At 39.0% G+C, this 23774-nt stretch carries 22 protein-coding genes and 1 pseudogene; 20 read left to right on the forward strand and 3 right to left on the reverse strand.

Annotated features, from left to right (window positions below):
• Positions 1–69: 69 nt before the first annotated feature.
• The 3 genes from NE668_RS06460 to NE668_RS06470 all read left to right on the forward strand — a co-directional run bounded on the left by NE668_RS06460 (position 70) and on the right by NE668_RS06470 (position 2373).
• On the forward strand, positions 70–729 hold the full coding sequence (locus NE668_RS06460) for a DUF542 domain-containing protein (protein ID WP_004694630.1): 660 nt from the start codon (positions 70–72) through the stop codon (positions 727–729).
• Positions 730–1004: 275 nt separating this feature from the next.
• Positions 1005–1799: a hypothetical protein gene (locus NE668_RS06465; RefSeq protein ID WP_120055019.1), complete on the forward strand. Its 795-nt coding sequence runs from the start codon at positions 1005–1007 to the stop codon at positions 1797–1799.
• A 31-nt stretch (positions 1800–1830) separates the two neighbouring features.
• On the forward strand, positions 1831–2373 hold the full coding sequence (locus tag NE668_RS06470; protein ID WP_227037263.1) for a glutathione peroxidase: 543 nt from the start codon (positions 1831–1833) through the stop codon (positions 2371–2373).
• Positions 2374–2557: 184 nt separating this feature from the next.
• Here the strand turns inward: NE668_RS06470 and ygiD are convergent, their stop codons facing one another.
• Entirely contained in the window at positions 2558–3352 is a 795-nt protein-coding gene (gene ygiD / locus NE668_RS06475; RefSeq protein ID WP_120055017.1) for a 4,5-DOPA-extradiol-dioxygenase, read from the reverse strand.
• A 440-nt stretch (positions 3353–3792) separates the two neighbouring features.
• On the opposite strand from ygiD, the gene NE668_RS06480 reads away from it, so the two are divergent.
• The 4 genes from NE668_RS06480 to NE668_RS06495 all read left to right on the forward strand — a co-directional run bounded on the left by NE668_RS06480 (position 3793) and on the right by NE668_RS06495 (position 7680).
• Positions 3793–4149 carry a winged helix-turn-helix transcriptional regulator gene (locus NE668_RS06480; RefSeq protein ID WP_004694640.1) on the forward strand — a complete coding sequence of 119 codons (357 nt, stop codon included), beginning with the start codon at positions 3793–3795 and terminating at the stop codon, positions 4147–4149.
• Positions 4150–4337: 188 nt separating this feature from the next.
• Positions 4338–5039: an MBL fold metallo-hydrolase gene (locus tag NE668_RS06485; RefSeq protein WP_060918950.1), complete on the forward strand. Its 702-nt coding sequence runs from the start codon at positions 4338–4340 to the stop codon at positions 5037–5039.
• Between the two features lie 95 nt (positions 5040–5134).
• The gene (locus tag NE668_RS06490; RefSeq protein WP_004694645.1) at positions 5135–6370 is read left to right on the forward strand and encodes a DUF445 family protein; all 1236 of its coding nucleotides are present in this window, start codon (positions 5135–5137) and stop codon (positions 6368–6370) included.
• Positions 6367–7680: a DUF445 domain-containing protein gene (locus NE668_RS06495; RefSeq protein ID WP_227037264.1), complete on the forward strand. Its 1314-nt coding sequence runs from the start codon at positions 6367–6369 to the stop codon at positions 7678–7680. The genes NE668_RS06490 and NE668_RS06495 overlap by 4 nt, the downstream gene beginning before the upstream one ends.
• 168 nt (positions 7681–7848) lie before the next feature.
• Here NE668_RS06495 and NE668_RS06500 read toward each other — a convergent pair whose 3' ends face one another.
• Together NE668_RS06500 and NE668_RS06505 are read right to left on the reverse strand one after the other, a co-directional pair.
• Positions 7849–9264, reverse strand: a complete 1416-nt coding sequence (locus tag NE668_RS06500) for a sensor histidine kinase (protein WP_038150483.1) — start codon at positions 9262–9264, stop codon at positions 7849–7851.
• Positions 9242–9916, reverse strand: coding sequence for a response regulator transcription factor (locus NE668_RS06505; protein ID WP_004698139.1), 675 nt, complete (start codon positions 9914–9916; stop codon positions 9242–9244). Before NE668_RS06505 ends, NE668_RS06500 begins: the two co-directional genes overlap by 23 nt.
• Before the next feature lie 884 nt (positions 9917–10800).
• Here NE668_RS06505 and NE668_RS06510 point away from each other — a divergent pair.
• The 13 genes and pseudogenes from NE668_RS06510 to NE668_RS06570 all read left to right on the forward strand — a co-directional run bounded on the left by NE668_RS06510 (position 10801) and on the right by NE668_RS06570 (position 23687).
• A complete protein-coding gene (locus NE668_RS06510) occupies positions 10801–12519 on the forward strand; it encodes an FAD-binding protein (RefSeq protein ID WP_105087227.1) in 1719 nt (572 codons plus the stop codon).
• Position 12520: 1 nt separating this feature from the next.
• Entirely contained in the window at positions 12521–13483 is a 963-nt protein-coding gene (locus tag NE668_RS06515; protein WP_004698188.1) for a succinate dehydrogenase/fumarate reductase iron-sulfur subunit, read from the forward strand.
• The gene (locus NE668_RS06520; protein WP_058948263.1) at positions 13483–14358 is read left to right on the forward strand and encodes a CoB--CoM heterodisulfide reductase iron-sulfur subunit B family protein; all 876 of its coding nucleotides are present in this window, start codon (positions 13483–13485) and stop codon (positions 14356–14358) included. Before NE668_RS06515 ends, NE668_RS06520 begins: the two co-directional genes overlap by 1 nt.
• Before the next feature lie 462 nt (positions 14359–14820).
• On the forward strand, positions 14821–15567 hold the full coding sequence (locus NE668_RS06525; protein ID WP_021148714.1) for a BUD32 family EKC/KEOPS complex subunit: 747 nt from the start codon (positions 14821–14823) through the stop codon (positions 15565–15567).
• A gap of 225 nt (positions 15568–15792) precedes the next feature.
• Positions 15793–15999 (forward strand): DUF1659 domain-containing protein, encoded by a 207-nt coding sequence (locus NE668_RS06530; protein ID WP_009352393.1) that lies wholly within the window; start codon positions 15793–15795, stop codon positions 15997–15999.
• Positions 16000–16220: 221 nt separating this feature from the next.
• Positions 16221–16442: pseudogene (locus tag NE668_RS10345) on the forward strand (DUF2922 domain-containing protein).
• Positions 16443–16755: 313 nt separating this feature from the next.
• Entirely contained in the window at positions 16756–17367 is a 612-nt protein-coding gene (locus NE668_RS06540; RefSeq protein WP_008602145.1) for a MotA/TolQ/ExbB proton channel family protein, read from the forward strand.
• Entirely contained in the window at positions 17364–17768 is a 405-nt protein-coding gene (locus NE668_RS06545) for an ExbD/TolR family protein (protein WP_227037265.1), read from the forward strand. The genes NE668_RS06540 and NE668_RS06545 overlap by 4 nt, the downstream gene beginning before the upstream one ends.
• An 8-nt stretch (positions 17769–17776) precedes the next feature.
• Positions 17777–18580: a cell envelope integrity protein TolA gene (gene tolA / locus NE668_RS06550; protein WP_008714762.1), complete on the forward strand. Its 804-nt coding sequence runs from the start codon at positions 17777–17779 to the stop codon at positions 18578–18580.
• A 166-nt stretch (positions 18581–18746) separates the two neighbouring features.
• Positions 18747–20810: a TonB-dependent receptor plug domain-containing protein gene (locus tag NE668_RS06555; RefSeq protein WP_227037266.1), complete on the forward strand. Its 2064-nt coding sequence runs from the start codon at positions 18747–18749 to the stop codon at positions 20808–20810.
• 123 nt (positions 20811–20933) lie between these two features.
• Positions 20934–21917 (forward strand): ABC transporter substrate-binding protein, encoded by a 984-nt coding sequence (locus NE668_RS06560; protein ID WP_227037267.1) that lies wholly within the window; start codon positions 20934–20936, stop codon positions 21915–21917.
• Entirely contained in the window at positions 21901–22902 is a 1002-nt protein-coding gene (locus NE668_RS06565) for a FecCD family ABC transporter permease (RefSeq protein WP_105087221.1), read from the forward strand. Before NE668_RS06560 ends, NE668_RS06565 begins: the two co-directional genes overlap by 17 nt.
• The gene (locus NE668_RS06570) at positions 22899–23687 is read left to right on the forward strand and encodes an ABC transporter ATP-binding protein (protein ID WP_227037268.1); all 789 of its coding nucleotides are present in this window, start codon (positions 22899–22901) and stop codon (positions 23685–23687) included. The genes NE668_RS06565 and NE668_RS06570 overlap by 4 nt, the downstream gene beginning before the upstream one ends.
• Positions 23688–23774: the final 87 nt, after the last annotated feature.

Below are 23774 nucleotides of genomic sequence, written 5' to 3' on the forward strand. Positions count from 1 at the left end.
AATCCATGGTTGGCCGTATAGTATAACTATAAGAAAATAGATCGGCGTAAACCATTGGAGGTGTATCTTATGAGTTTTGGGACTATTAATAAATCCATGACCGTAGCTGATGCGGTTAAAGTAAATCCAGAGTTAATGGATGTATTAGCAAAAGATGGAATTGATTTTTGCTGTGGTGGTGGACATCCTTTAGCGGAGGCTATTGCAGAAAAAGGTAAAGATGTGGATGCATACATTGCTATGCTAAATGATGTACAAGTTGCTCAGAAATCTTCTCGTGCAGAGGTGCTTAGCTATTCTAAAGACCAATTGATTGATTACATTGTTCATACCTATCATAGAGAACAATTAAATATGATTGATGAAATTGACCAAGGGTTGGCAAAACTGCTAAATGTACATTATGACCATCATGGTGAGGAATTGACAAAGATTTATCAAACCTTTTTGCAACTCAAATCCGCTCTTGTACCTCATTTCCGGCATGAAGAGCATGTAGACTTCCCTGAGTTTAAAGCGGGTAAACCCGTAGACTTTGAAGAACTTCGGGCTGAACACGAAGCTGCAGGTGTACTTTTGGAATCCTTAAGTGCATTGACCAACCAGTACACAGCACCAGCAGATGGCTGTGCTACTTATGTGTATGTATTTAAGACCATGAAAGCCTTAGAAGAAGGCCTGCATGAACATATTTTCTTAGAAAACTCTGTTTTGTTTGACATGAAATAGATTATAATATCATCTGTATAATGACAAGGAGCTATTACAAAATGGCTCCTTGTATGTAGTAAAGACACCAATCGAATGGTTGGTGTCTTTTGTTATCTTAAAAATTATGAGTTTGTAACTATATATAGTGAAAATATCTCATTTGCGTAAATACATATAGAAGGTGTATGATTAAATTAACTATATTTGATTAATATATTTAATCAATATATTGAGTAAATGCACTTGATATATACAGGTGTAGTTATGTTTGAAGTCGTGAAAAGGAGAGGGCTATGATTTCTGTATTCGACACAAATCCTGTTGTTTTTGAAAGTACGGATCGTATATTGACGGTTAGTTACAATGGTGTACTCTGCAAAGATGCAAATGGTCAGGTGATAACTGACATTGATTTTGATGATGTAAATGAGCTTCATCTTACAAGATATTTAAATTCAAATAGTAATTATTCGATTATATTTAGAGACCATAATTGGAAAAATATAGAAGGTCAAGATTTAGATACGGACCGTACAGAATCTAATGCTGGTCATAATATTCGTGAAACTAAAGCAATCATTGCTGCCTTTGCTCGCCATAAATTGACAGCGGACTTCCCTGCAAATTTAGACACTCTTCAATTACCACTAGATTACTCCTACATGGGTAAACGAGAAATTACCATTAAAAACGGTGTTATCTCGAATGGTAAGGTAGATATTCCTATTAATGAAATTCGTCGCGTAGTGTGTGCATCTAATGGTACAATTAGTAAACTATTAGTATATAAAGAAGAAAAACCTAGTTCTTTCTTTAAAAAGATTTTCGACAAATGTGATATGAAAATTACGTTGAATGCCATTACGTTGCCTTTGTTGGAAGCTATCGTAACGCGCAATACAGGTCATGGTATCGATTTCACTCGTGGTAATGGCTTTGATCAAAAAGATTCCAATTATATTATCATTCGCTATCTTGATTCTGGATTCTTCCTTGAAAAAGATGGTACAGCAACAACAGAATGGCAAAAAACTGCGGCGGAAACAACGGCAAAATTTAATTATGATGTGAAAACATTATTAGTGTAATAAAGATTTTTAATTTAAATTAGGAGATTCCATGTCTGTATATCAATTTTCCCTGCCTACTAAGTCTGGTGAATTACAATCCTTACAAACTTATGAAGGTAAGGTTCTTATCATTGTTAACACGGCGAGCAAATGTGGATTTACTCACCAATATGAGGGTCTAGAGGCTCTTTATAAGCAATATAAAGAGCAAGGATTAGAAATTATTGCTGTTCCTTCCAATCAATTTGGAGAGGAAGAACCTGGTTCTAATAACGAAATCCAATCTTTCTGCAAATTGAATTACGGTGTTACTTTTACCGTTATGGGGAAAGCAGATGTACGCGATGAAAGTGCATTAGACCTTTTCAAATACATGATACGGGAACAACCATTCCAAGGCTTCCCACCTAGTGATAAAACTGAAATGCTTATAGATTATCTCAATGGTATCGATCCTAATTATTTAAAGGACGATGAGGTAAAGTGGAACTTCACTAAGTTTGTTATAGATCGTAAAGGTAATGTGGTAGGGCGCTTCGAGCCTGTTGTAAAACCGATGGAAATGGAAGCTTTCATTAAAAAACTCATTTAGTAGAGTCATTAGTATGGTAAAGAAAAGAACCGCTAGTTTTTGTAACTAGCGGTTCTTTTGCATAAATAAATATAAATAAATATATATATATATATTTATTTATTTTTGTTTATACATACTAATGTAAAGTTTTATGTGAATAGGAAACAAAATTTCCTAGGAGATTTTTTGTATCATTATGGGCTTAAAGTATGTTTTGAGGCTCATCTTCAAATATAAAACCTGTCATCGATAGGGAACCTGAATTATAGGTTTGATTAAATACAGTCGGTTTTGCACTTTCACTAGCACCCATAATATAGAGTAATGGCAGATAGTGATCTGGTGTAGGTGCAGCATAGCTAGCCTGAGGATGTTGGGTGTAATTAACAACAGTATCTACATCATTTTCTAAGATTGCTTTAGAAATATATTGGTCAAACTCAATTGTGGCGGAGGTGCCAGATGGATTATCCCATTCTATGCGTCTTAGATTATGAACGATGTTGCCGCTGCCCATGATAAGATAGCCTTCATCGCGTAATGACTGAAGCTTTGTTCCTAGTTGATAGGCTTCTTTTGGGCTTAGGTATTTGTTGATAGATAGTTGGACAACTGGAATTGATGCATCAGGGAACATGTGAACTAACACGGTCCACAAGCCGTGATCGATACCCCAAGTGTCATTTATAGAAACGGAATTACCCAGTAATTTTTGTACTTTTTTTGTTAAATTGCTGTCACCCTTTGCAGGATACACAACTTTGTAAAGTTCTTGAGGGAATCCATACATATCGTAAATTTGTTTTGGCTTCTCTGCACTTTGAATGTATGTGCCATCTGCATACCAATGGGCGGAGATGGCGAGTATGGCTTTTGGTTTGCCATAGTTGTTAATTATATTTTGTCCTATACTTTTGAAAGTATTTGTTGTTTCTGTATGTTCTAAGGCCATCATAGGACTGCCGTGACCGACGAATAGTGTAGGCATGCGTTTCATAATATCACCTAATCCTTGAATTGATAATGTGTAATCTGTTTAATGCTGTAAAATTGATACAATTGTTTAGCTATAAATGTTGATGACTAAATTTAATAGTTATTGATTCACCAACCGATAATTGTATTTAGTTAGTAAGTTTATTATATATTGGTGCAAATATTTTGAATAGTAGAATTATTTGAGATAGGTACTATCAAATATGATAGAATTGTGATATTTACTGATTAAAAATTTTTCAAAAATTTTTGTACCCTAAAAAATGATACTATAAAATACTTGCAATTCTAAAAAATTGTGATATGATTTGAACTACATTAAGTGGAAATATTTCTAATACCGAAATAGAAATTGTAGTGTAGCTATAAAGAGTAGCTTAGTTATAGATGTTAATTTTGTTATAACAAGCTACTTAAGCTAGATATATAAGGAGAATGACAATGGCAGAGCAACTCGTAAATGTTCATGATCTAGTTGGCAGATGTCCTTTTGCAACGAGTCAAAAGTTATTGGCTGGCAAATGGTCTTTGTTGATTATGCATGAATTATCTGAAGGTCCTGTGCGCTTCCGTGAACTAGAACGGAGATTACATCCAATTACACAAGCTACACTTACAAGAGCGTTGCGCCAAATGGAAGATGATGGCCTTGTACATCGTGAAGTATATGGAACCATTCCACCTAAGGTTGAATATAGCCTTACCGAAGTGGGAGCTGGTTTTAAAACTGTATTAGCTTCCCTTGAAAACTGGGGTAACCAATATATCGACTATATGAAAGCCGCTGGCCGTATCTAAGAAATGCCAGCGGCATTTCTGCCCTTATTATGATACATATGGGGCACTATATATTTGATAAGACTTTAAAAAAGTCCTTTATATGTGTCATGAATAGCCATTTGTTTATGCCATGTATTTAGAAAAATATGGTATAATAAAAAATACGAATGATATAAATTCTCAATAAATTAGAGGTATTGATAATAATGTTACATGTTACTTTTTTAGCGCATAGCGGATTTCTCGTAGAGGATGGTAAGCGTTGCTATGTGTTTGATTATTATAAGGATCCTAATAATATTGTTTGGCAGTTGGCTAAACGAGGTCGTGAACTTTGGTTCTTCGTAAGTCACACTCATGGAGATCACTTTAACCCATCCATTACGGAGTTTGATGGTCCTCAAACGCGCTATATTTGTCATCAAGATGTGCCGTTAGAGGGCAAGGTAAAAAAATGTATTACCATGCGCCCTGGCCAAGATGCACTATTAGATGATGTAGGCATCCATATGTATGGCAGCACCGATGAAGGTGGTTCTTTTTACGTAAAGACAAATACGGCGAATATCGACTCTGACTCTATCTTCCATGCAGGAGACCTTAACTGGTGGCATTGGCTTGGTGATACGCCAGAAAACAATGCGGATGCAAAGCGTATGGCTTGGCGTGAGTTCAAGGAATTAGAGGGCTTGTCCGTAGATGTAGCGATGTTCCCTGTAGATAATCGTTTGGAAGACGCTATGGAGTGGGGCAGTATTGAATTTTTGCGCCGTGTACAGGTGAATAAAGCCTTTATTCCAATGCATTTGAATGGTCCATTATGGACACCGTCTGTGTACTTTAAAGCTCTCTTTGGGGAGGTGCCGATTTGGGAACCTCAAAAAGATGGCGATGAGGCTACATTTTAGATTGTAGATATAAGTGTGAAAGTCCGTAGACCTCGAGGTCACTACGTTATATAGGAACAGTCTATATGCGTAATTGAGTAAGTTAGGATCAAGTGATGATGAAAACTAAACCAGTGGCAACCACCCTGTTGGTTGTCATGGCTATTATATTTTTAATTTCATATCCACAGCGACATGATACATTTTGGGCCTTTATCATGCATATCTCTGGGGCAGCTATGATAGGCGGCCTCGCGGACTGGTATGCAGTAACGGCTCTCTTTACGAAGCCTTTAGGCATTCCTTTCAAAACGGCAATCTTGCCGCGCAGTAAGGAACGATTAATTCAAATCGGCCGCACTATGCTCAGCGAAGAGCTATTGCGCGTGCCACAGATGTATTATGCTATCAAAAAAGAACGCGTTATGGTCCGTATCGTTGAATACGGCATGAGCGATGTCGGACAAGTTCAAATTCGAAATCTCTTGTACGGTGTGGGCAATCAAGTTTTATCTCATATGGATATTGAACCGATGCGTCAAGAGATTAATAAGGCCATTTATAAGGGGGTTACAAACTGGAAAGCAACACCCCTTGTTATTCTCTTTGGCCGTTGTATGTTAGAACGTCACACAGCAAGCGTGTTTTGGCTTTATTTTAACCGCACATGTCAGCGTGTTATCGCATCAAATCAGGTATATCCGTATTTGTATCGCGTCATGCTAGACATTATGAAAACTTATACAAAGGATTCTTTCTTTCGTGAATTGGCCATCGCCTTTGGCGGAGATGGACTTTCACCAGAACGATTGGTAGAAACGGTACAGAAAAAAGCCGTTCAATTCTTGAAGGAAAATGAATCTATTGACTCTGCATTGGGGCGCTATGTATGGGGCCAAGCTATTCGCTTTTTCAATAATTTGGAAACTAATACAGAGTGGCAAGCTTTCATTGAAGAACATAAAAATCAGTGGATTAGAATGGTTCTTGAAGAATGGGAAGGCAAACTTATCGATGGGGATACATTGGATTGGAAACGCCTCATGGACATCGTTATGGAGCGCTTTAATGTGCTCGGCACCGAAATTTTGTTGAATCCAGACAAACAGGCTCCGTTTGAGCGGTTCTTCTTGTTGCGTAGTATTCCGTGGTTGCAGAAATTGAACCCCCTCATCGACAGTGTGGTAGGTCAGGAATTATCTCGTTACTCGCCTGATGAAATCACTCAAATTGTTCGTGGCAAAATGTACTATGACCTTCAAATGGTGCGTATTAATGGTTCACTCATAGGGGCTGTCCTTGGCGGCATCTTATACGGTTTGACCATCATTGTAGAGGGGGTGCTTAAATGATTAGTTATTTGAAATCCCTTACTTTGAAACAGCGTGCTAATGGCATTCTAGGCTTGACTGCCGTATTGTATTGTTTTGCTTTTGTAGGACAATTTTTCTTTGGCTATGAAAGTTGGTATCAACCGTTGTACTGGGCTGTTCAATCTGCCCTCATCGGTAGTGTGGCCGACTGGTTTGCTGTAACAGCATTATTCCGTAAGCCACTAGGTTTCCCATATCATACAGCGCTAATTCCTCGAAATAAAGATCGCCTCATTAATGGCGTTATTAAACTTGTAGAGACGAAGATGCTTACCAAGGAGCGTTGTAAAGTATTATTGAAAAATGTGCAATTTGTGCCATTGTTTGAGAAGTTCTTGTTGTCTCCTGAGGGGCAGCGAGCAGCACGTCTTGTGATTCATCAAGGACTACACCTTTTATGGAAATCTCAAACTAATGAAGAATGGGCACAATGGGGGGCAAAACGCATTCGTGGATTGCTTCAACAACATTCTCTCGTGCCCGTTTTGAAACACGTATTACTCGATTTATGTGAGCATAATCGCTATGAAAGTATGGTTGTGCAAGTTCTAAACGTGATTCAAGAACGGATTAATCATCCCGCTATGGTTACCTGGCTTACTGCTGTCGTAGCAGAAGAGGCACATAAGAAAAAGCGAAAAGGCTTCTGGTCTGATTTCCTTATTTCTATGTCCGAAGCTACCGATGTAGTAAACTATCAAGAAATGGCAGAGGCTATTGTTCAAGAGGCCTATGCGATGCTGGAAAGCTGGAAGCGGCCAAACAGTCCCGAACGAACTGCTTGGTTGCGACAATGGGTAGAACCTATTCGTAATATTGAAGAGAATCATGAAGTCTGCGATGCTCTTAATGAAGCGTGGGAACGCTGGATTCGCGAACAAGATTGGGAATCTGTTATCGAAAACCATTTATGCCCTTATATAGAAGAACTATTGCTCGTAGGGGATGAAAACGGAGAGACTCCGGCTCAGGTTTTAGTTAATATTGCTCTTGAATTATGGAATGTATACGGTCAATCGGACGATCTTAGAAATCGTATTGAAAAAACCTTACACGATATTGGCGACTACGTACTTGAACAAGGGTATGACCTCATTGAAACTATCATACGTCAAGTATTAGGTGGCCTCAGTACAGATAAATTTATTTACTTTATTGAATCTAAGGTGGAGGATGATCTCAGCTGGATTCGTATTAATGGCGCTATCGTTGGTGCTGTAGCGGGTCTGATTGTATGGACCTTCTTAGAATATGTATATATGCCGTTTTGGCAACAATTTGTAGGCTAAAGTTAATTATCTATAATAAGTTGTTTTAAAATTAAATACACAAAAACTAGCATATAGAAGGAGCTTCTATATGCTAGTTTTTTATGGTTTAATTAATTCTACATTATGGGCTTTTTGAATTAAAATAGATATAGAAACGGGACTGACCAATGGTCAGTCCCTTTTGTGTTATTCTTCAGTTGTATTGTACGGCAATCGCACGGTAAATGTAGTTTTTACTTGTGGTTCACTCGTGGCCGTTACTGTGCCATGGTGTAAGTTAATAACTTTATTTACAAAGTATAGGCCTAGGCCGATGCCGTGATTAGACTTTTTATTTCGCGATTGTTCTGTCTGATACATCCGATCCCAAATATGATCCAGAGCTTCAGGTTCGATGCCAATACCATTATCTGTTACGGTAATGACTAAGTCTCTGCCTACGAGTTTAGCCGAAATATCAATAGTAGAGTTTGTAAACTTAATGGCATTGTCCACTAGGTTTGTGATAGCTCGACGTAATGATACTTCGTGAGCATTCATATGTAAATTAGGCTCAATATGAGATGTAATCGTAATCTGTTTATCTGTATTTTCTGTACAGAGTCTTGTATAGTCGTGGACCATATTGGATAACATCAATGATACATTGACAGGTGCAAAGCTTAGACCTTGTGCATTTTCAAGGCGGGCTACATCAAGCAGTTGGCTTACGAGGTTAGTCATGAACTTAGCTTGCTCTAAGATATGTGTTAAACCTTCCCGTAGATCTGCTTCTGTACGACCGTATTTTAAAGCAAATTCACTTTCTGCTTTAATAACGGCAATTGGTGTACGTAGCTCATGAGATACGTCAGAACTAAATTGTCTTTCACGATTGGAAGAATCCTCAAGACCTGAAATCATACGGTTAAATGTTGTAGTTAGTTCGTAGATTTCATCTCTCGCTGTGCGAGCTGGAATGTCGATACGACGGCTCAAGTCGTTGTTCTTACCGATGACTTTAGCTGTTTTTGTTAAAGTTCGGACCGGTTTAAGTCCTTTTTTGATGAAAAGATAACCGCCTAGGGAGGAAATTAGTAAGAAAATGATATTCCCTAATAGTAAGCTGTATAAAAGGTTTTCCGTCTTTTTAGAGGCTGTTTTTACTTTTGTAACAGCACGCAAAATACCACGATAGTTCGGTTCGTTGACCGGAGTATCGTAGTAGTAGAAGGTATCATCACCAGCAGCAATTTCACCAACTTGGCCTAAGGAAAGGATTGTTTGGTTTGGAAACCCATCTGGCAAGGCGCCTTTAATAATATAGCCGTCTTGAGTTGATACAAAGAAGAATGTATTATCTTGGTACGGTTTAAACTTGCGAATATCCGTAGCCATAATCATCGCTTGTTGTTGTAAGCGTTCGCGCACTTCTTTGTTATCGGATTCATGTGTATATGCGTAAATCCATGCGGATGCAACCATCAAAATGATAAGCAAAAAGATGGTATACCAAGACATAATTTTAAAGGTTAGGGGCAGCCGATTAAATAAATCGGTGGCTGCCCCAGACATGGTATCTAGATCTCGGTGAGGATCATTAGTTTTCTGTTTTGAGGACATACCCTACTCCACGAACCGTTTGAATGAGTTTTACATTCTCATCAGTATCAATTTTCTTGCGCAAATCTTTAATGTATACGTCGATAAGGTTAGAGTAGCTTTCATAATCGTATTCCCAAACATGGTCAAGGATTTGTTGACGAGATAATACGATATTTTCGTTACTTGCTAAATAGAATAATAGGTCGAATTCTTTTGCAGTCAATGTAATTGTTTCGCCGTCGCGTTTAACAGTACGTTGAGGAACATTGATGGTAAGTGGACCTACATGGATATCGTTTTGTGCATGACGCGCATTACGACGAGCTAATGCATAAATACGAGCGGTTAACTCTTCAAGATCGAAAGGCTTTACAAGATAATCATCTGCACCAGTGTTAAGGCCTGTAACTTTATCTTGTAAGGAATCCTTTGCTGTTAAAAGCAATACAGGTGTTGTATTACCGTCGTTACGCATTTGTGCAAGAGCACTGATACCATCGAGGATTGGCATCATAATATCCATTACGATAACGTCATAGCTAGATGTGTTAACGTAATCGATCGCTTGTTGCCCGTTAAAGCATGTATCAACTGTCATATTTTCTGCGCGTAAATATTTAGCCGTGATACCATTCAGCATTTCTTCGTCTTCTACAAGTAAAATTTTCATTCTCTGTTCTCCTTATGTATGATTTAAAAATATAGCTCTCCAACTACATTAATTATAGTCATTATATATATAAACTTTCTTTTTTTTGAAAGCCACAACACCATATAAGGTGACTATATATATAATATTATATAACTTATTTATCTATTATCATACCTTATACAATAGTAATGAGCAAAAGATGAATGTACATGCGAGTTTACAAGACGTTTCTTCATTTTTGAAAGCCTTAAAAATGGTGAAAGACTGAAACTTAATGAATTCTGCTAATGAATAAAATCTAACTATATCGAAGATTGCCGTATGCGCATAGATGAGGGTGATTTTATCGATTTTAGATGATGTGCGATAAATCACTAAAAAAACTTATGATAATTATTATCACAGAAATAAATGCTTGTTATGAACGGAGAAATACGATAATTTTCGATGATTAAATTCGAGGTAAATTTAGTAGGAATTTAATGGATATTAATTATTAGGAATGGTTAGCAATAATTAAAAAGCTAGTGTTTATGCGAATTCTATAGATACCAAAGGAAATAAAAATATAGAAAAATTTCGGAACCGAACTACTTTCGTAAAATCCTTAACTTCTTGTAAAAATTATTCATATAGGTAATTTTTTGACTCCTCTTTTTACCTTAAAAATGCTAAGTGAAATAAATTATCAATTAGATTAATCAAAATTAATTATGCATAATAGGGTTTAGACATGACCTGAAATGCTCTCTATAATTATAGGTAAAGAAATAAGAAAAATCGCATAAGTATGGGGTTTTTCTTGAAAGAAAAATGATTAGGTTATCAAAAATTTTTATAAGTTTTTGAAATGAGATAGTCTAACAGGTTTCTTATTAATAGGTAGTTATGAGGAGGTCATTATGGAACAGTTTGATGTTCTAGTAGTAGGTAGCGGTGGCGCCGGCATGCGTGCGGCTCTTGAAGTAGGTCGTCGCAAAGGCTTAAAAGTAGCTCTTATTACTAAAATTTTCCCAACTCGCTCTGCAACAGCAATGGCGCAAGGCGGTGTAAATGCATGTTTGAACAACGTTGCAGCTGAAGATACAGTTGAAACTCATACTTTCGATACTGTAAAAGGTTCTGACTATCTTGGCGACCAAGATGCAATCGAATTCTTCTGCTCTCGTTGTCCAGAAGGCGTACTTGAAATGGACCACATGGGTGCTCCATTCTCCCGTACTGAAGAGAATAAAATTGCGCAACGTAACTTCGGTGGTCAATCCTATCCACGTACTTGCTACTCTGCGGATAAAACTGGTCACGTTATTTTGCACACAACTTACGAACAATGCTTGAAAGAAGGCGTACACTTCTTACAAGAATGGTATCTTTTAGATCTTGTTAAATCTGCAGAAGGTCACGTTGGTGGCGCTGTTGTGTGGAACATGAAAGAAGGTAAAGTAGAACAAATTAAAGCGAAAGCTATTATCTTGTCTACTGGTGGTGCAGGCCGTATCTTCTGGACTCGTACTACAAACCCATTCCTTTCCACAGGCGATGGTATGGCAGCAGCATTCCGCGCTGGTAACGGCTTGAAAGATATGGAAATGATCCAATTCCATCCAACTGGTCTTGGTCGTACTGGTATCTTGATGTCCGAAGCGGTTCGTGGTGAAGGTGGTTACCTTCTTAACGCTGAAGGCGAACGTTTCATGAAAAAATATGCGCCTAACAAAATGGAATTGGCATCTCGTGACGTTGTAGCGAAAGCGATCGAAGATGAAATCGCTGCAGGTCGTGGTTTCGGTTCTGGCCTTAACGCATATGTAGTAGCTGACCTTCGTCACTTGGGCCCTGAAGTTATTATCGAAAAACTTCATGGTATCCGCGACTTAGCTATGTGCTTCGAACATTGCGATCCATTGACTCAACCGGTACCTATTCGTCCTACATGTCACTATACAATGGGCGGTATCGACGTAGTGGATTACAAAACTTGTGCATGTGAATTGCCTGGTTTGTTCGCTTCTGGCGAAGCATCTTGTATCTCCATCCACGGTGCGAACCGCTTGGGTGGTAACTCCTTGGCAGACGGTGTAGTATTCGGTAAGGTATCCGGTGCTGGCGCAGCTGATTATGCTGAAACACATGAACAACCTAACGTAGATGCGGAACTTGCTGCAGCTGCAAAAGCTTGGGAAGCTCGTTTCACAGAAGTAACATCCCGTGAAGGCGGTCGTCCGGTTGTAGAAATCCGCGATGCATTGGCTGATGCAATGTGGAATAAAGTAGGTATCTTCCGTAATGAAGAAGGTATTACTGAAGCCTTAAAAGAAATCGAACAATTGATTGAAGATTATAAAACTTGCTATGTAGGTGACCCTGAACGTACTTACAATATGGCATTCGTAAACTATTGTGAAATCGGCTCCATGTTAACAGTAGCAAAAGCTATTGCTATGGGCGCTTTACACCGCCGTGAATCTCGTGGTGCTCATATTCGTGAAGACCATCCTAAACGTAATGATGAAAAATACTTAAAACATTCTTTGATCAAATTAGGTGCTGACGGTCAATACGAATTAACAGAACGCGACGTAGTGTTCACTAAATACGAACCACAAGAAAGGAAGTACTAAGATGAGACAAATCACCTACCATATTCACCGTTACCAACAAGGTCGCGCGTTTGTACAGACTTTCAAATTTGATTACGAACCTGACCGTACAATCCTCTGGGGCCTTCAAAAAATTAAAGATACACAGGATCCAACATTGACATTCTTGGCAGCTTGCCGTTCCGCAGTTTGCGGCGCTTGCTCCATTCGTGTAAACGGCGAAGCGATGCTCGGCTGTGAATCTAAAATCGATGAATTAACAGAACGTTATGGCACAGACGAATTGACAATCGCTCCGATCGGCAACTTCCGTGTTATCCGTGACTTAGTTGTTGACTGGGAATCCAAAGTTGATCGCTTGAAAACAGTTGCTCCTTGGATTTTCCTTAAAGCTGAATTCAACGAAGGGGACAAAATCGTTCGCCAAACTCCAGCTGACTTCAAAAAATTCGTTGCTGGTACAGAATGTATTCTTTGCGGTTGTTGCGCATCTGAATGTAACAAATTGACTGCACGTCAAGATGACTTCTTAGAACCATATGTATTCACAAAAGCTAACCGTTTCGTATTGGATAGCCGTGATGATGCACCTATGGCTCACATTCAACCTGCATTCGACAATGGCCTTTGGAAATGCGTTCATTGCATGAACTGTATCTCCCGTTGCCCTAAACACTTAAAACCTGCTCAAGATATTTCCAACTTGCGTAAAGAAGCTACAAAAGCTGGTCTTACTAACAGCAAAGGCGTTCGCCATGCAGTTGCTTTCAAAGAGGACCTTTACAAAACTGGTCGCTTGAAAGAAGTTTCTATGAGCTTGAAATCTGATGGTGTTGTTGATTCCGCTAAACAAGCATTCTATGCTTTACGTTTGTGGAAACACAGCAAAATCAATCCATTCGAACTTGTAGTACCTCAAAAACCTGTAAATGGTATTGATGGTGTTCGCAGACTTATGAAAGCAGCTGAGGAGGTAAGCAAATAATGAAATACGCATTTTTCCCAGGTTGCGTTCTTGAAAGCGCTGCCAAAGAAGACTACTTAGCAACAGTTGCTGTAGCTAAAAAATTAGGCATCGAGTTGGAAGAACTTGACGGTTGGACTTGCTGTGGCGCGTCCCACGTTCAAGACATCGCTCCAGAAATTACACTTGCTACAAATGCTCGTAACATTGCATTGGCAGAAGAAAAAGGTTTGAACCTTTTAACTGTATGTAACACTTGTACTTTGATGCTTCGTGAAGCTAAAAATGAACTTGATGCAAACGAAAAAGAAAAGAACGAAGTTAATAAAAAATTAGCTCAAATCGGTAAACAATACCGCGGTACAACTGATATTACTCATTTCTTATGGGTATTGATCCGCGATTACGGTTTGGATAAATTGAAAGCTAAAGTTGTTAAACCGTTAACTGGTTTACGTGTAGCTGAATACTATGGTTGCCATATTCTTCGTCCTCAAACTGAAATGGGCTTCGAAGATTATCAAATGCCTACATCCTTAGCAGATTTAATCTCCGCTATCGGTGCTACACCAATCGACTTCTCCCGTAAACTTGATTGCTGCGGTTTCCATGCTGTATACCCTGCACATGATTCCGTAATGCAAATGACTGGCTCCATCAATAAAGATGCGGCTACAGAAGGCGCAGATTGCGTAGTTACTCCTTGCCCACTTTGCCAAATGCAACTTGATATGTTCCAAAAAGAAGCTAAAGAAGTTGTAGGCGGCGGCAAAGATATGCCAATCTTGCACATGTCCCAATTAGTAGGTCTTGCTCTTGGCATTTCTCCTGCTGAAATGGGTATGCCTAAACGTCATTTAACTGATACTGCAGCAGTGACAAAATTTGTAGGTTAATTCGTTTGATTTAGACATGATCAGAGTTGGTCTATATAGTAGTCTGAATCTAAACCTATTATCATAATTACCAGAAAAACCCCCTAGCTTAGGCTAGGGGGTTTTTCTTTTCTAAAAATGGAATTTCAGTAATGTTAATAGTAATAGGTTTGGATTTAATTGTACTGAATTATAAATCGTGAAATGTATATAAATCGATAAATGTAAAATAAATACAGTAAAATACTAACTTTATAAATAAATTTGATTTTGATATCGATTGATAATTGTAGTATAATAAGTACACAAATTGTATACACTTATATGAGTAATAGCTAATATGTTGTAATTCATAAATTATTATAATGCTATATATATACTAGACTATACAATATAATTTTGGGAGATATTATATTGGACATGCTAGTCATTATGCTTTGAGAGGGCGATTAGCATTATAGAGTGTATATACGGGGGGAAATAATGAATGATATGCTATTAGAATATATTGATCGAATGATTGATCAAGAGACAGAACATCGTGTTTTTTCTGTGGATTTTAACAACAAACAGTACTTTGTAAAACAGGATATAAGTAACCATCGCTCTAGTTGGATTAAGCCCGCACCTAGAGCTTCTTTTGATTATGAGTTTTACAAGATTTCTTTTGTGAATACGCAATTGCCAGTAGCTCCTGTTATTGTTGGTTTTAGAGAACATTATTTTGTTACAGAAGCTTGTGGTAAAACGTTAACATATTATAGCCAATTGCCCGCTCAACATCCAGAGGATGATAGTTTGCAGGATATGTTAAGTCATATTTTTTATATGTTTGGCAAGACATTAGGTCAGTTGCATGATTATGGCTTGAGTCATGGCCGTCCTGCTATGCGCGACATTACCTATGAGCCTGAACTAGATAAGATCACATTGCTCGATTGGGAGAATAGCCGTCGTTGGCCTGAGTTAACACCGCAAGGCTGGGATTTACTCGTCTTCGTTCACAGCTTCCTTCGGGAGGATAATTTACCTATTTCTTACCTATATGCTATGATGAATGGCTATAGCTCAGCCTGTACAGCCCGTGAGACAGTGCTACATATAAAAGACATTTTGCGTAAACATGAATATCTTTTTAAATTCTGTCGTATGTTAAATCCTCTACATTTTGTGGACACTGAAGCTGCTGTTAAAGCATATGACTTTATATTGGCGTTGAAAACCGAATAATATGTATTTGAATAGTACTCGTAATAAGAGCACTTTATAGACCTTTACTGGTGATATCTAGAATATTAATCTTCTAGATATCATTAGGTAGAGGTCTTTTTCTATTTCAATTTATAGTATTACAGTCAGAGTTCAGCTACTTTCACCATAAGTACCTTAAATAACGGCAAGGGGGTTGTCGAACAAGGCCCTCAGGAATATAAGAGGGTGAAAGGAGGTGATACGATGGCTAACATTAAACGCACTAAATTGGTGTTGCGTTTTAACATCGGTACCGAAGATGCGCCGAAGTACAAAGACGTAACTTATACTCGTGTTGCAGAAGAAGCGTCTGACGATAATGTGAAAACCGTTGGTAATGCGCTGGCAGCCTTGTATGACCACAGCTTGTCCGACGTGGTCCGCGTCAATGAAGTATCCTTAGGGCATTAAGGGTAGAGTTTCTACTCATTCTTGTTTTAGGTGCTCCAAACACATTTTATTGCTAGATTCGTACATTCTCAGATAGTCGTAAAGAGGTGTAGAAATAGCAAGTCCACACATTCCCATCCTTATTGATATGAATCGAAGATACGTATACTTGTAATCTAACATGTTTACAGCCTATCTAGATTCGATGAACTTGTTTATGAAACGTGAAAGGAGGCGCCCACATGGCGGAAAAACGCGTTGTATAGCTTACATTTTCTACGGTCGGTGGTAAAAGCACATCAGTCACAATTAGTGCTCCTCGTGCTGGAATTACTTTACAAGATGCTAAAACAGCGGCTAATGCGTTAGTGGCTAATAAAGTAATTCTTGGTTCTGGTGATGCAGAATTAGCAGCATTTACTACAGCTCGTGAAGTAAAGACACAAACTACTGAATTGCAATAGTACTGCTTCTATGCTGTAGTCTAGAAAGGTACAAATATAATCTAAAGGTAGTATAAAAGCGATCATGGAGAAATCCTGGTCGCTTTTTTTGCGCATTAATTGAGATATAAATTCAAAATTATTTCAGATTCATAGATTATAATGTTCTCTAAAGTGCTTGTTATACATATAAGATTGGAAAATGTAGTATGATATGATAGACTTATTAAGTGATTTTATTTATCAATTTATAATAGGATAGTCTATTTATAATCAGTTTGTTAGTGTAGGAAATTAGTATATAGAATTAAGCTACTTATAAAGGAGGTTTACGATGAAAGAGGCGTGGGAATTATTCTTACATGGTGGATTTGTTATGTGGCCGCTACTAGTGGCACTTATCATAACCGTAGCTATAGCGATAGAACGTATAGCTTATTATCGACAATTGAAGCGGGAAATGTTTGCTTTGAATGATGCATTAGAAGAGAGCGAAATAAATTGGCAATCCTTATTAACTAGCTTAGAATCTAAATATACAGCTAATATTTCGTATAATCTGACTCGCGTGCTTGGACAGTGTCATGATCGCAATGTATTGCAATCCAAAATGGAGGATATGGTGGCCCATGTTTATACGCACGCTTCCCGTGGTCTTGATTGGCTCTCTACCATTGTTACGATAGCACCATTATTAGGATTGCTTGGTACTGTAACGGGGATGATCGGTGCCTTTCAGGTGTTCGGTGCTGACGGTGCGGTACCTACTGCTATTACCGGTGGTGTGGGGGAAGCCCTTGTCGCAACTGCTTCTGGTCTTTGCGTGGCTATTGTGGCATTGTGTTTTCATGCCGGATTTACTCATCATGTACGTATGACAATATCTCGTTTAGAAGATTCATTTTCTCGTGTCTTAGATTCTTATGATCGGGGGCATGCTGCATGAAACGAATGAGCCGTATGGAGGGAGAAAAGCCTACTTTGATGGTTATCCCTATGATTGATATCATCTTTTTCTTGCTCGTATTTTTTATGATTAGCACCATATATACGATTCCGCAACAATCCTTGTCTATTATGCTACCAAAAACAAAAACACAACAGTCCGCAGAGTTGCGCCCGGTTTTAATTGATTTTGAAAAATCTGGGCAGCTGATGATTGATGATGGATATGTGACGAAAGAACAGCTTATTAGCTCTGTGAAAGCCAAAATTGGAGAGAATAAAAATCAAAACTTCCTTATTCGTGCTGACAAGGATTTGAGTTATGGCAAGGTTGTGGAATTAATGGATGAGATGAAATTAGCCGGCGCTGCAAGTATTAGTATTGCCACTGTTAATAAATAGGTGATGCTATGGCGAAAAAATATGTAGATGTGTGGAAATATCCACATATGACCTATAAAAAAGCCTTTGTTATTGCTACAGTTATAAGTATTATTACGGTTGGTGTTGCCTTTGTTTCTTTTTCTGATTATATCGAATCTCAAATGACTGGATCGTTACAAATTAATTTTCTAACGGAACAGGAAGCAGAGAAACAAGTAGAGGAAATTAAAGAGCAAATTAAAGAAGAAAAAGCTCATGAGATCCAACACTCAAAAGAATTGGAAAATAATAATGTTCAACTTGATAACGGAGGAGCCGGTCATGGAGGACAAAATGGCAACTCTGCTGTTCCTACAAAAAGTGATGTAAGTCCGTCTAGTCAACAAGCGAGTGCTGGTGAAATAGGAACGGTTAAACAATCTTCTGTTGGTAGCAATACGGGGAGTGGACTTGTCGGAGCTGAAGGTTCTGGGATCGGGTATGCATCAACAGGTAGCGGAGAAGGGCTTAGCGATCGTGAAGGTACCGGAGGTACTGAAGTTGATGTCGGTGGTGGCGGCACATTCAGTTATGATGGGTATTGGAGTAATTTACAAAGTGCAATTAATAGTAATTACCCTACAGATGCATACACTATGGGAATTCAAGGTGATGTAACACTAAGAATTTATTTTGCCCCAGGTGGCAGTGTTGCCAGTGTGGAAGTTCTTAACTCTGATGACCCTATGTTATCAGAACATGCTAGGGAATATGCTTATAGTGTGGGTGGCGCTGAAAATTCTACAGGTACACAGCAATATGCAGATATCACAATTCACTATAATTTATAAGTATAATGAAAAACTAGTATCTTTATAGATACTAGTTTTTTTATATGTATATATATTACTTTGATAACATAAAATAATATTGATAGTTATTCTTAATGAATATATAATTGAGATTAGATATCGTTTTATGCTATTAGAGCCCTAATATATTTTCTGGAGGTGTGTGATGAAAAAATCATGGGCAGCACTATTGTGTGTTGTGTATCTAACATCTGCTGCAGGTGTGGTAGGTGCAGAAAATAATAGTTCTACAAGTGTAGTTAGTATGAATGAATCTCAAAATAATGCGAGTGATGAGCAGTCGAGACGCATGAAAGATATTACGGTTACTGCTACTCGTACGGAGGCTTTAGTTCGGGATGTGCCAATTGCGACAACGATTATTTCACAAGAAGAAATTAAAGATCGTCAATATCGTAATTTAGAGCAAGCCTTACAAAGTGTGCCAGGCGTTGCTTTCAGCACTGATGCTCACGGTGGACAAAATATTACAATGCGTGGTGCCGAATCTCGTCATACATTAATTCTTATTGATGGACGACGTGTTACTGGAGAGTTGACGAAAACGAGAGCTAATGCCATGGGTTGGCTTCGTCAAGGCATGGATAATGTGGAGCGCATCGAAATAACGCGTGGTCCGTCGAGTGCCCTTTATGGTTCCGAAGCGAACGGTGGGGTTATTAATATTATTACAAAACAATCCAGAAAGCCAAGTGTAGAGGTTAATACTGAAATTTCCCGGCGTGATGCATCGAGTGCAACAGGATATAACTTCAATGTATTGGCTCGTAGTGGACAACAAGGAAAGTGGAACGGATCGATTGGTGCCGGTATTCGCAGGAATATAGCGGGAAATAATGACTCTGGATCGGATAATAACTATCATGGTGACCGAATACCGCTTCATTTTGACGTATCTTATCAAGCGGGAAAAAGGGATAAATTTTCCTTCTTTATAGATCGAGAAACTGAAGATTTGGACATGAATACGAAAAAGGGTAGCGCATTGACTCAATCGGTTGATAAAAATACGACTACTACAAGCACAGGTCTTCGTTGGAATGGCCGTCGCGGCCGGTCATCGCTTATGGTGCAGTCTTACTACAATCATTACAAAGACACTTATGATCAATATAAGCGCACGGGTGGCATAAAAAAACTATCCATTTGGGATGAATATTATAATAAAGAATGGATTACAGAGGCACAGGTTAACACGGCAATTGATAAGAAGAATCTCTTGACGTATGGCGTTCAATTCCGCCGTCAAGAAGCGATTAGTACACGTATTAATAATGGCTCCATAGCATGGTCAAGAACTCGAGAAGGCATTACAGATACCGCGGGTAAGGCAACCATTAATTACGGTAGTTACTTTGTGCAACATCAATGGAAACCTAGTCGTAAATGGGTAATTATTCCTGCTGTTCGCTATGATACGTCAAATGCATTTGATAGCCATTGGTCGCCTAAGATTGGTGTTACCTATAAAGCAAATGATAGTCTTCGCTTTAAAATGAACTATGGTGCAGGCTACTCCACACCTGGTATGACGGAAATGTATCATCATTGGCTTATGGCATCTAATGTGCCAAGAGGGCGATTAGGGGCTTTCGATATATATTTGCAAGGTAATCCTAATTTGAAACCTGAAAGCTCATATAACTTTGATTTCTCCGTAGAAAAAGATTGGAAACGGACAAATGTTAAGGCGTCCTATTTCCACAATGTTATTAAAAATTATATTGAAAGTGGTGCTAATCGTATTGATATGGCAAATCGCCGAATTTATGTTTCGTATTCCAATTTACCTCGTGCTGTATTGCAAGGTGTGGAATTATCTGTAAATCATAGACTCAATGATAAATGGGATGTATTCGGCAACTATACATATTTGGATGCGAAAAATGACGTAACCCACGACCGTCTGTTAAACCGTGGTCGCCATGTATTCAGTGGTGGTGTTAATTATCATCAAGGTCGTTGGACTGGTGCGTTCTGGGGTAATTATTATATTAACTACCTTGATGGCATCGATGCTATCGTTGTTAACCCACGTCTCAGCATTCCGAAGAAGAAAAATATTCAAACTTGGAATATTATGGTGACTCGTCAGTTGAATGATAATGCATCCATGTATGTAGGGGTTGAAAATATATTTGGCGAAAAACAAGACTTACGGGATATTCATGGCGCTACATATCGCATGGGCCTTAACCTGCGTATGTAATAGTGAGATATTAATGTATGTATGAAATGCTGAGGCTTTAATGCATGTATTTCATACATAATATAGTGGCATTAATTTGAAATTATAATCTATGAGGTTTAGCTTGCATAAGTTATCTGCGAGGTGATCATTATCAATAAGCCATTATTATGTTTATTGGGTATTGTTGCCGTTGTGGGAGCTTTCACTACGGTTATAAGTTTTGAAGGTAAGCGAGAGGTATTCAGCGAGGTAGGTGCTATTCAGATTGAAGATGATACAAAGCAAATTGTGTCGTTGCCGAGTGTAGCAAGTCGAGTAGTATCTATTTCTTCGGCAGATAGCGAATTACTCATCGCTTTAGGTGTTAGCCCCGTAGGCGTAGTAAATTCAAGGGAGTTACCGGCAGATGTGCAGGCTAAAATTGCACAGTATCCAAATATGAATAGTGCTGTATCTCCAAGTATTGAACGAATTATTATGTCCGACCCAAATCTCGTTATCGGCATCGCCATGCCGTTTCAAACGGCGTTGCGCAAAGCATTTAATGCGAATCATATTCCTAGCTTTTACCATCTATCCTCCAATTATGATGACATCATGGACCATATTCGGCATGTGGGCACCATGACTGGTCATGATAGGGAGGCGGTTGCGTTGGTCCAGAAATATAATGATATCCTATCAGAAATCATACAGCGGCATAAAGATGAATCTGCGCCGCGTGTCCTCATCGTTTTTGGGACGCCTACGAGTTATCAACTAGCCTCCAGTAAAACATATGTGGGAGATATTTTCCAAAGATTAGGAGCAAAAAATGTTGCTGATGTATATTTGCCGCAGGATGTATCGGAGAATGCTTTGGATGGATATATTCCGCTTAATCTGGAGACGATGGCCATTCTTGATTGCGACAAGGTTATCTTGATTAATCATGGCAGTAGCGGTGAGAAAGATATAGCAGCTTTTAAAAAGGCTTTTAAAACGCCGGCATGGCAGAATGTACCTGCTATTGCTAATGGGAATATAGAGGTCTTGCCGGGTCCGTTGTTTGCGTCGGTGCCGACCGCCCGAATGGATCAAGTGTTATTATATGCGGAAAAGGTGTTATATGGACAATCTCATTAATGTGCAGGAACGTCGTGGCTTACGCGTTTTTGTGGCTGCACTGATTCTGTTAATAGCAGGTGTGTTGCTGAGTATGAAATTGGGCGCCGTTCCATTAACTTGGAGCGAATTATACCAAATCATAACGGGTGGCGATACATCAAAAATTGGTCAAATTATCATGACTATACGCTTACCACGTGTTGTAGTGGGCTTTTTAGCGGGCATGAATCTTGCCTTAGCTGGCGTGATTTTACAAGGTATCTTGCGAAATCCTTTGGCGGATCCTGGCATTATTGGCATTACCTCTGGCGGTGCTTTGGCGGCTATGATTATTATGATTCTCATGCCTACTTACGTTATGCTTGTTCCTATTGGTGCTTTTGTTGGTGCGTTAGTGGCATCGTTTTTGGTTTACGGTATTTCTTGGCAAGGTGGACTTAATCCGTTGCGCCTTATCTTAGCCGGTGTGGCTGTAGCGGCTTTCTTCGGCGGGTTTAATACGATTTTGTCCGTTTTTTATCCAGATCGTGTTCAAGGAACGGTGAGCTGGATGGCAGGTGGTTTTGTAGGGCGCAGCTGGGACGATGTGATGATGATCTGGCCTTATACGGCTATAGGCATTATTGGATCTATGATATCTATCAGATGGCTTACATTGCTTAGTTTAGGCGATGATACGGCACGTACCTTGGGGGTACATGTTGAAAGATGTCGATTGTCCTTACTCGTATTAGCCTCTTTGCTAGCCGCATCAGCGGTGAGCGTGTCGGGGATGTTGGGATTTGTAGGCCTTATAGTGCCTCATGTGGCGCGCCTCATCGTAGGTGTGGATTATCGTTACTTGATTCCTACGTCTATGGTCTTTGGTGGCATATTAATTGTTTATGCAGATACATTGGCGCGTATGATGATTGCGCCCGGTGAAATTCCTGTAGGTGTACTGATGAGCTTTTTGGGTGCTCCATTCTTCTTGTATCTATTGAAAGGGGTGGGGCGAAGATGAGTGTGTTAACCGTGGATAATATAACGGTAGGCTATGGAAAACGATTAATACTGGAGAATCAATCCATCGTCTTTGATAAACCGGAAATAATATCTATCATCGGTCCAAATGGTTCAGGAAAATCGACGTTTTTGAAAGCTTTGGCGCGGCTTATCAAGATAAAACAAGGCACCATATCGCTGGATGAAAAATCTTTACATTCGTGGAATACGAAGGAATTAGCGCGCCATATAGCTTTGTTACCGCAAATTACGACCGCCCCTGAAGGAATGTTAGTTGAGCAGTTGGTTCGATCCGGACGAAATCCGTATGTATCGATTTTTAAGGAACTATCTGATGCGGATTTAGCTACTGTGGAGAAGGCGATGAAATGCACAGATGTATGGAAATATCGGTATCGGCAAATAGGGGAACTATCCGGCGGTGAACGGCAGCGCGTATGGCTTTCATTAAGTTTGGCGCAAGAACCGAATATTTTACTCCTCGATGAACCGACTACCTATCTCGATAGTCGCCATCAAATTGAGTTGATGGAGCTAGTTAAACGCACACAGCGGGAACGAAATATTATGGTCGTTATGGTGCTCCATGATTTGAATCTAGCTTTGCGCTATAGTGACCGCATTATTGCTATTAAAGAGGGAGCTATTGTAGGTGATGGAACTCCGCATATGATGATGACCCCAGAGAATTTAGCAGAGTGGTTCGGTATTAAAGCGGATATTTTACAAAGCCCTCGCAGTGAAGAAACATGTCCTATATGTGTACCATATGGTCTTGCTTAAACAGAGTAGGTTAGATGCCGTATAGCTAGTTAATTGTTAGTTGTTTTTAATGAGCTGTGCACAATAGCAAAAAAAGCTATTGCGAAA

Origin of the sequence: Veillonella parvula, assembly GCF_024461875.1 — a bacterium.
GTDB lineage: Bacteria > Bacillota > Negativicutes > Veillonellales > Veillonellaceae > Veillonella > Veillonella parvula_I.

Bases quoted from the DNA above. Each gene is read 5' to 3' on its own strand.
- NE668_RS06460 (WP_004694630.1), top strand. From the start codon at position 70: ATGAGTTTTGGGACTATTAATAAATCCATGACCGTAGCTGATGCGGTT.
- NE668_RS06465 (WP_120055019.1), top strand. From the start codon at position 1,005: ATGATTTCTGTATTCGACACAAATCCTGTTGTTTTTGAAAGTACGGAT.
- NE668_RS06470 (WP_227037263.1), top strand. From the start codon at position 1,831: ATGTCTGTATATCAATTTTCCCTGCCTACTAAGTCTGGTGAATTACAA.
- ygiD (WP_120055017.1), bottom strand. From the start codon at position 3,352: ATGAAACGCATGCCTACACTATTCGTCGGTCACGGCAGTCCTATGATG.
- NE668_RS06480 (WP_004694640.1), top strand. From the start codon at position 3,793: ATGGCAGAGCAACTCGTAAATGTTCATGATCTAGTTGGCAGATGTCCT.
- NE668_RS06485 (WP_060918950.1), top strand. From the start codon at position 4,338: ATGTTACATGTTACTTTTTTAGCGCATAGCGGATTTCTCGTAGAGGAT.
- NE668_RS06490 (WP_004694645.1), top strand. From the start codon at position 5,135: ATGATGAAAACTAAACCAGTGGCAACCACCCTGTTGGTTGTCATGGCT.
- NE668_RS06495 (WP_227037264.1), top strand. From the start codon at position 6,367: ATGATTAGTTATTTGAAATCCCTTACTTTGAAACAGCGTGCTAATGGC.
- NE668_RS06500 (WP_038150483.1), bottom strand. From the start codon at position 9,264: ATGTCCTCAAAACAGAAAACTAATGATCCTCACCGAGATCTAGATACC.
- NE668_RS06505 (WP_004698139.1), bottom strand. From the start codon at position 9,916: ATGAAAATTTTACTTGTAGAAGACGAAGAAATGCTGAATGGTATCACG.
- NE668_RS06510 (WP_105087227.1), top strand. From the start codon at position 10,801: ATGGAACAGTTTGATGTTCTAGTAGTAGGTAGCGGTGGCGCCGGCATG.
- NE668_RS06515 (WP_004698188.1), top strand. From the start codon at position 12,521: ATGAGACAAATCACCTACCATATTCACCGTTACCAACAAGGTCGCGCG.
- NE668_RS06520 (WP_058948263.1), top strand. From the start codon at position 13,483: ATGAAATACGCATTTTTCCCAGGTTGCGTTCTTGAAAGCGCTGCCAAA.
- NE668_RS06525 (WP_021148714.1), top strand. From the start codon at position 14,821: ATGAATGATATGCTATTAGAATATATTGATCGAATGATTGATCAAGAG.
- NE668_RS06530 (WP_009352393.1), top strand. From the start codon at position 15,793: ATGGCTAACATTAAACGCACTAAATTGGTGTTGCGTTTTAACATCGGT.
- NE668_RS06540 (WP_008602145.1), top strand. From the start codon at position 16,756: ATGAAAGAGGCGTGGGAATTATTCTTACATGGTGGATTTGTTATGTGG.
- NE668_RS06545 (WP_227037265.1), top strand. From the start codon at position 17,364: ATGAAACGAATGAGCCGTATGGAGGGAGAAAAGCCTACTTTGATGGTT.
- tolA (WP_008714762.1), top strand. From the start codon at position 17,777: ATGGCGAAAAAATATGTAGATGTGTGGAAATATCCACATATGACCTAT.
- NE668_RS06555 (WP_227037266.1), top strand. From the start codon at position 18,747: ATGAAAAAATCATGGGCAGCACTATTGTGTGTTGTGTATCTAACATCT.
- NE668_RS06565 (WP_105087221.1), top strand. From the start codon at position 21,901: ATGGACAATCTCATTAATGTGCAGGAACGTCGTGGCTTACGCGTTTTT.
- NE668_RS06570 (WP_227037268.1), top strand. From the start codon at position 22,899: ATGAGTGTGTTAACCGTGGATAATATAACGGTAGGCTATGGAAAACGA.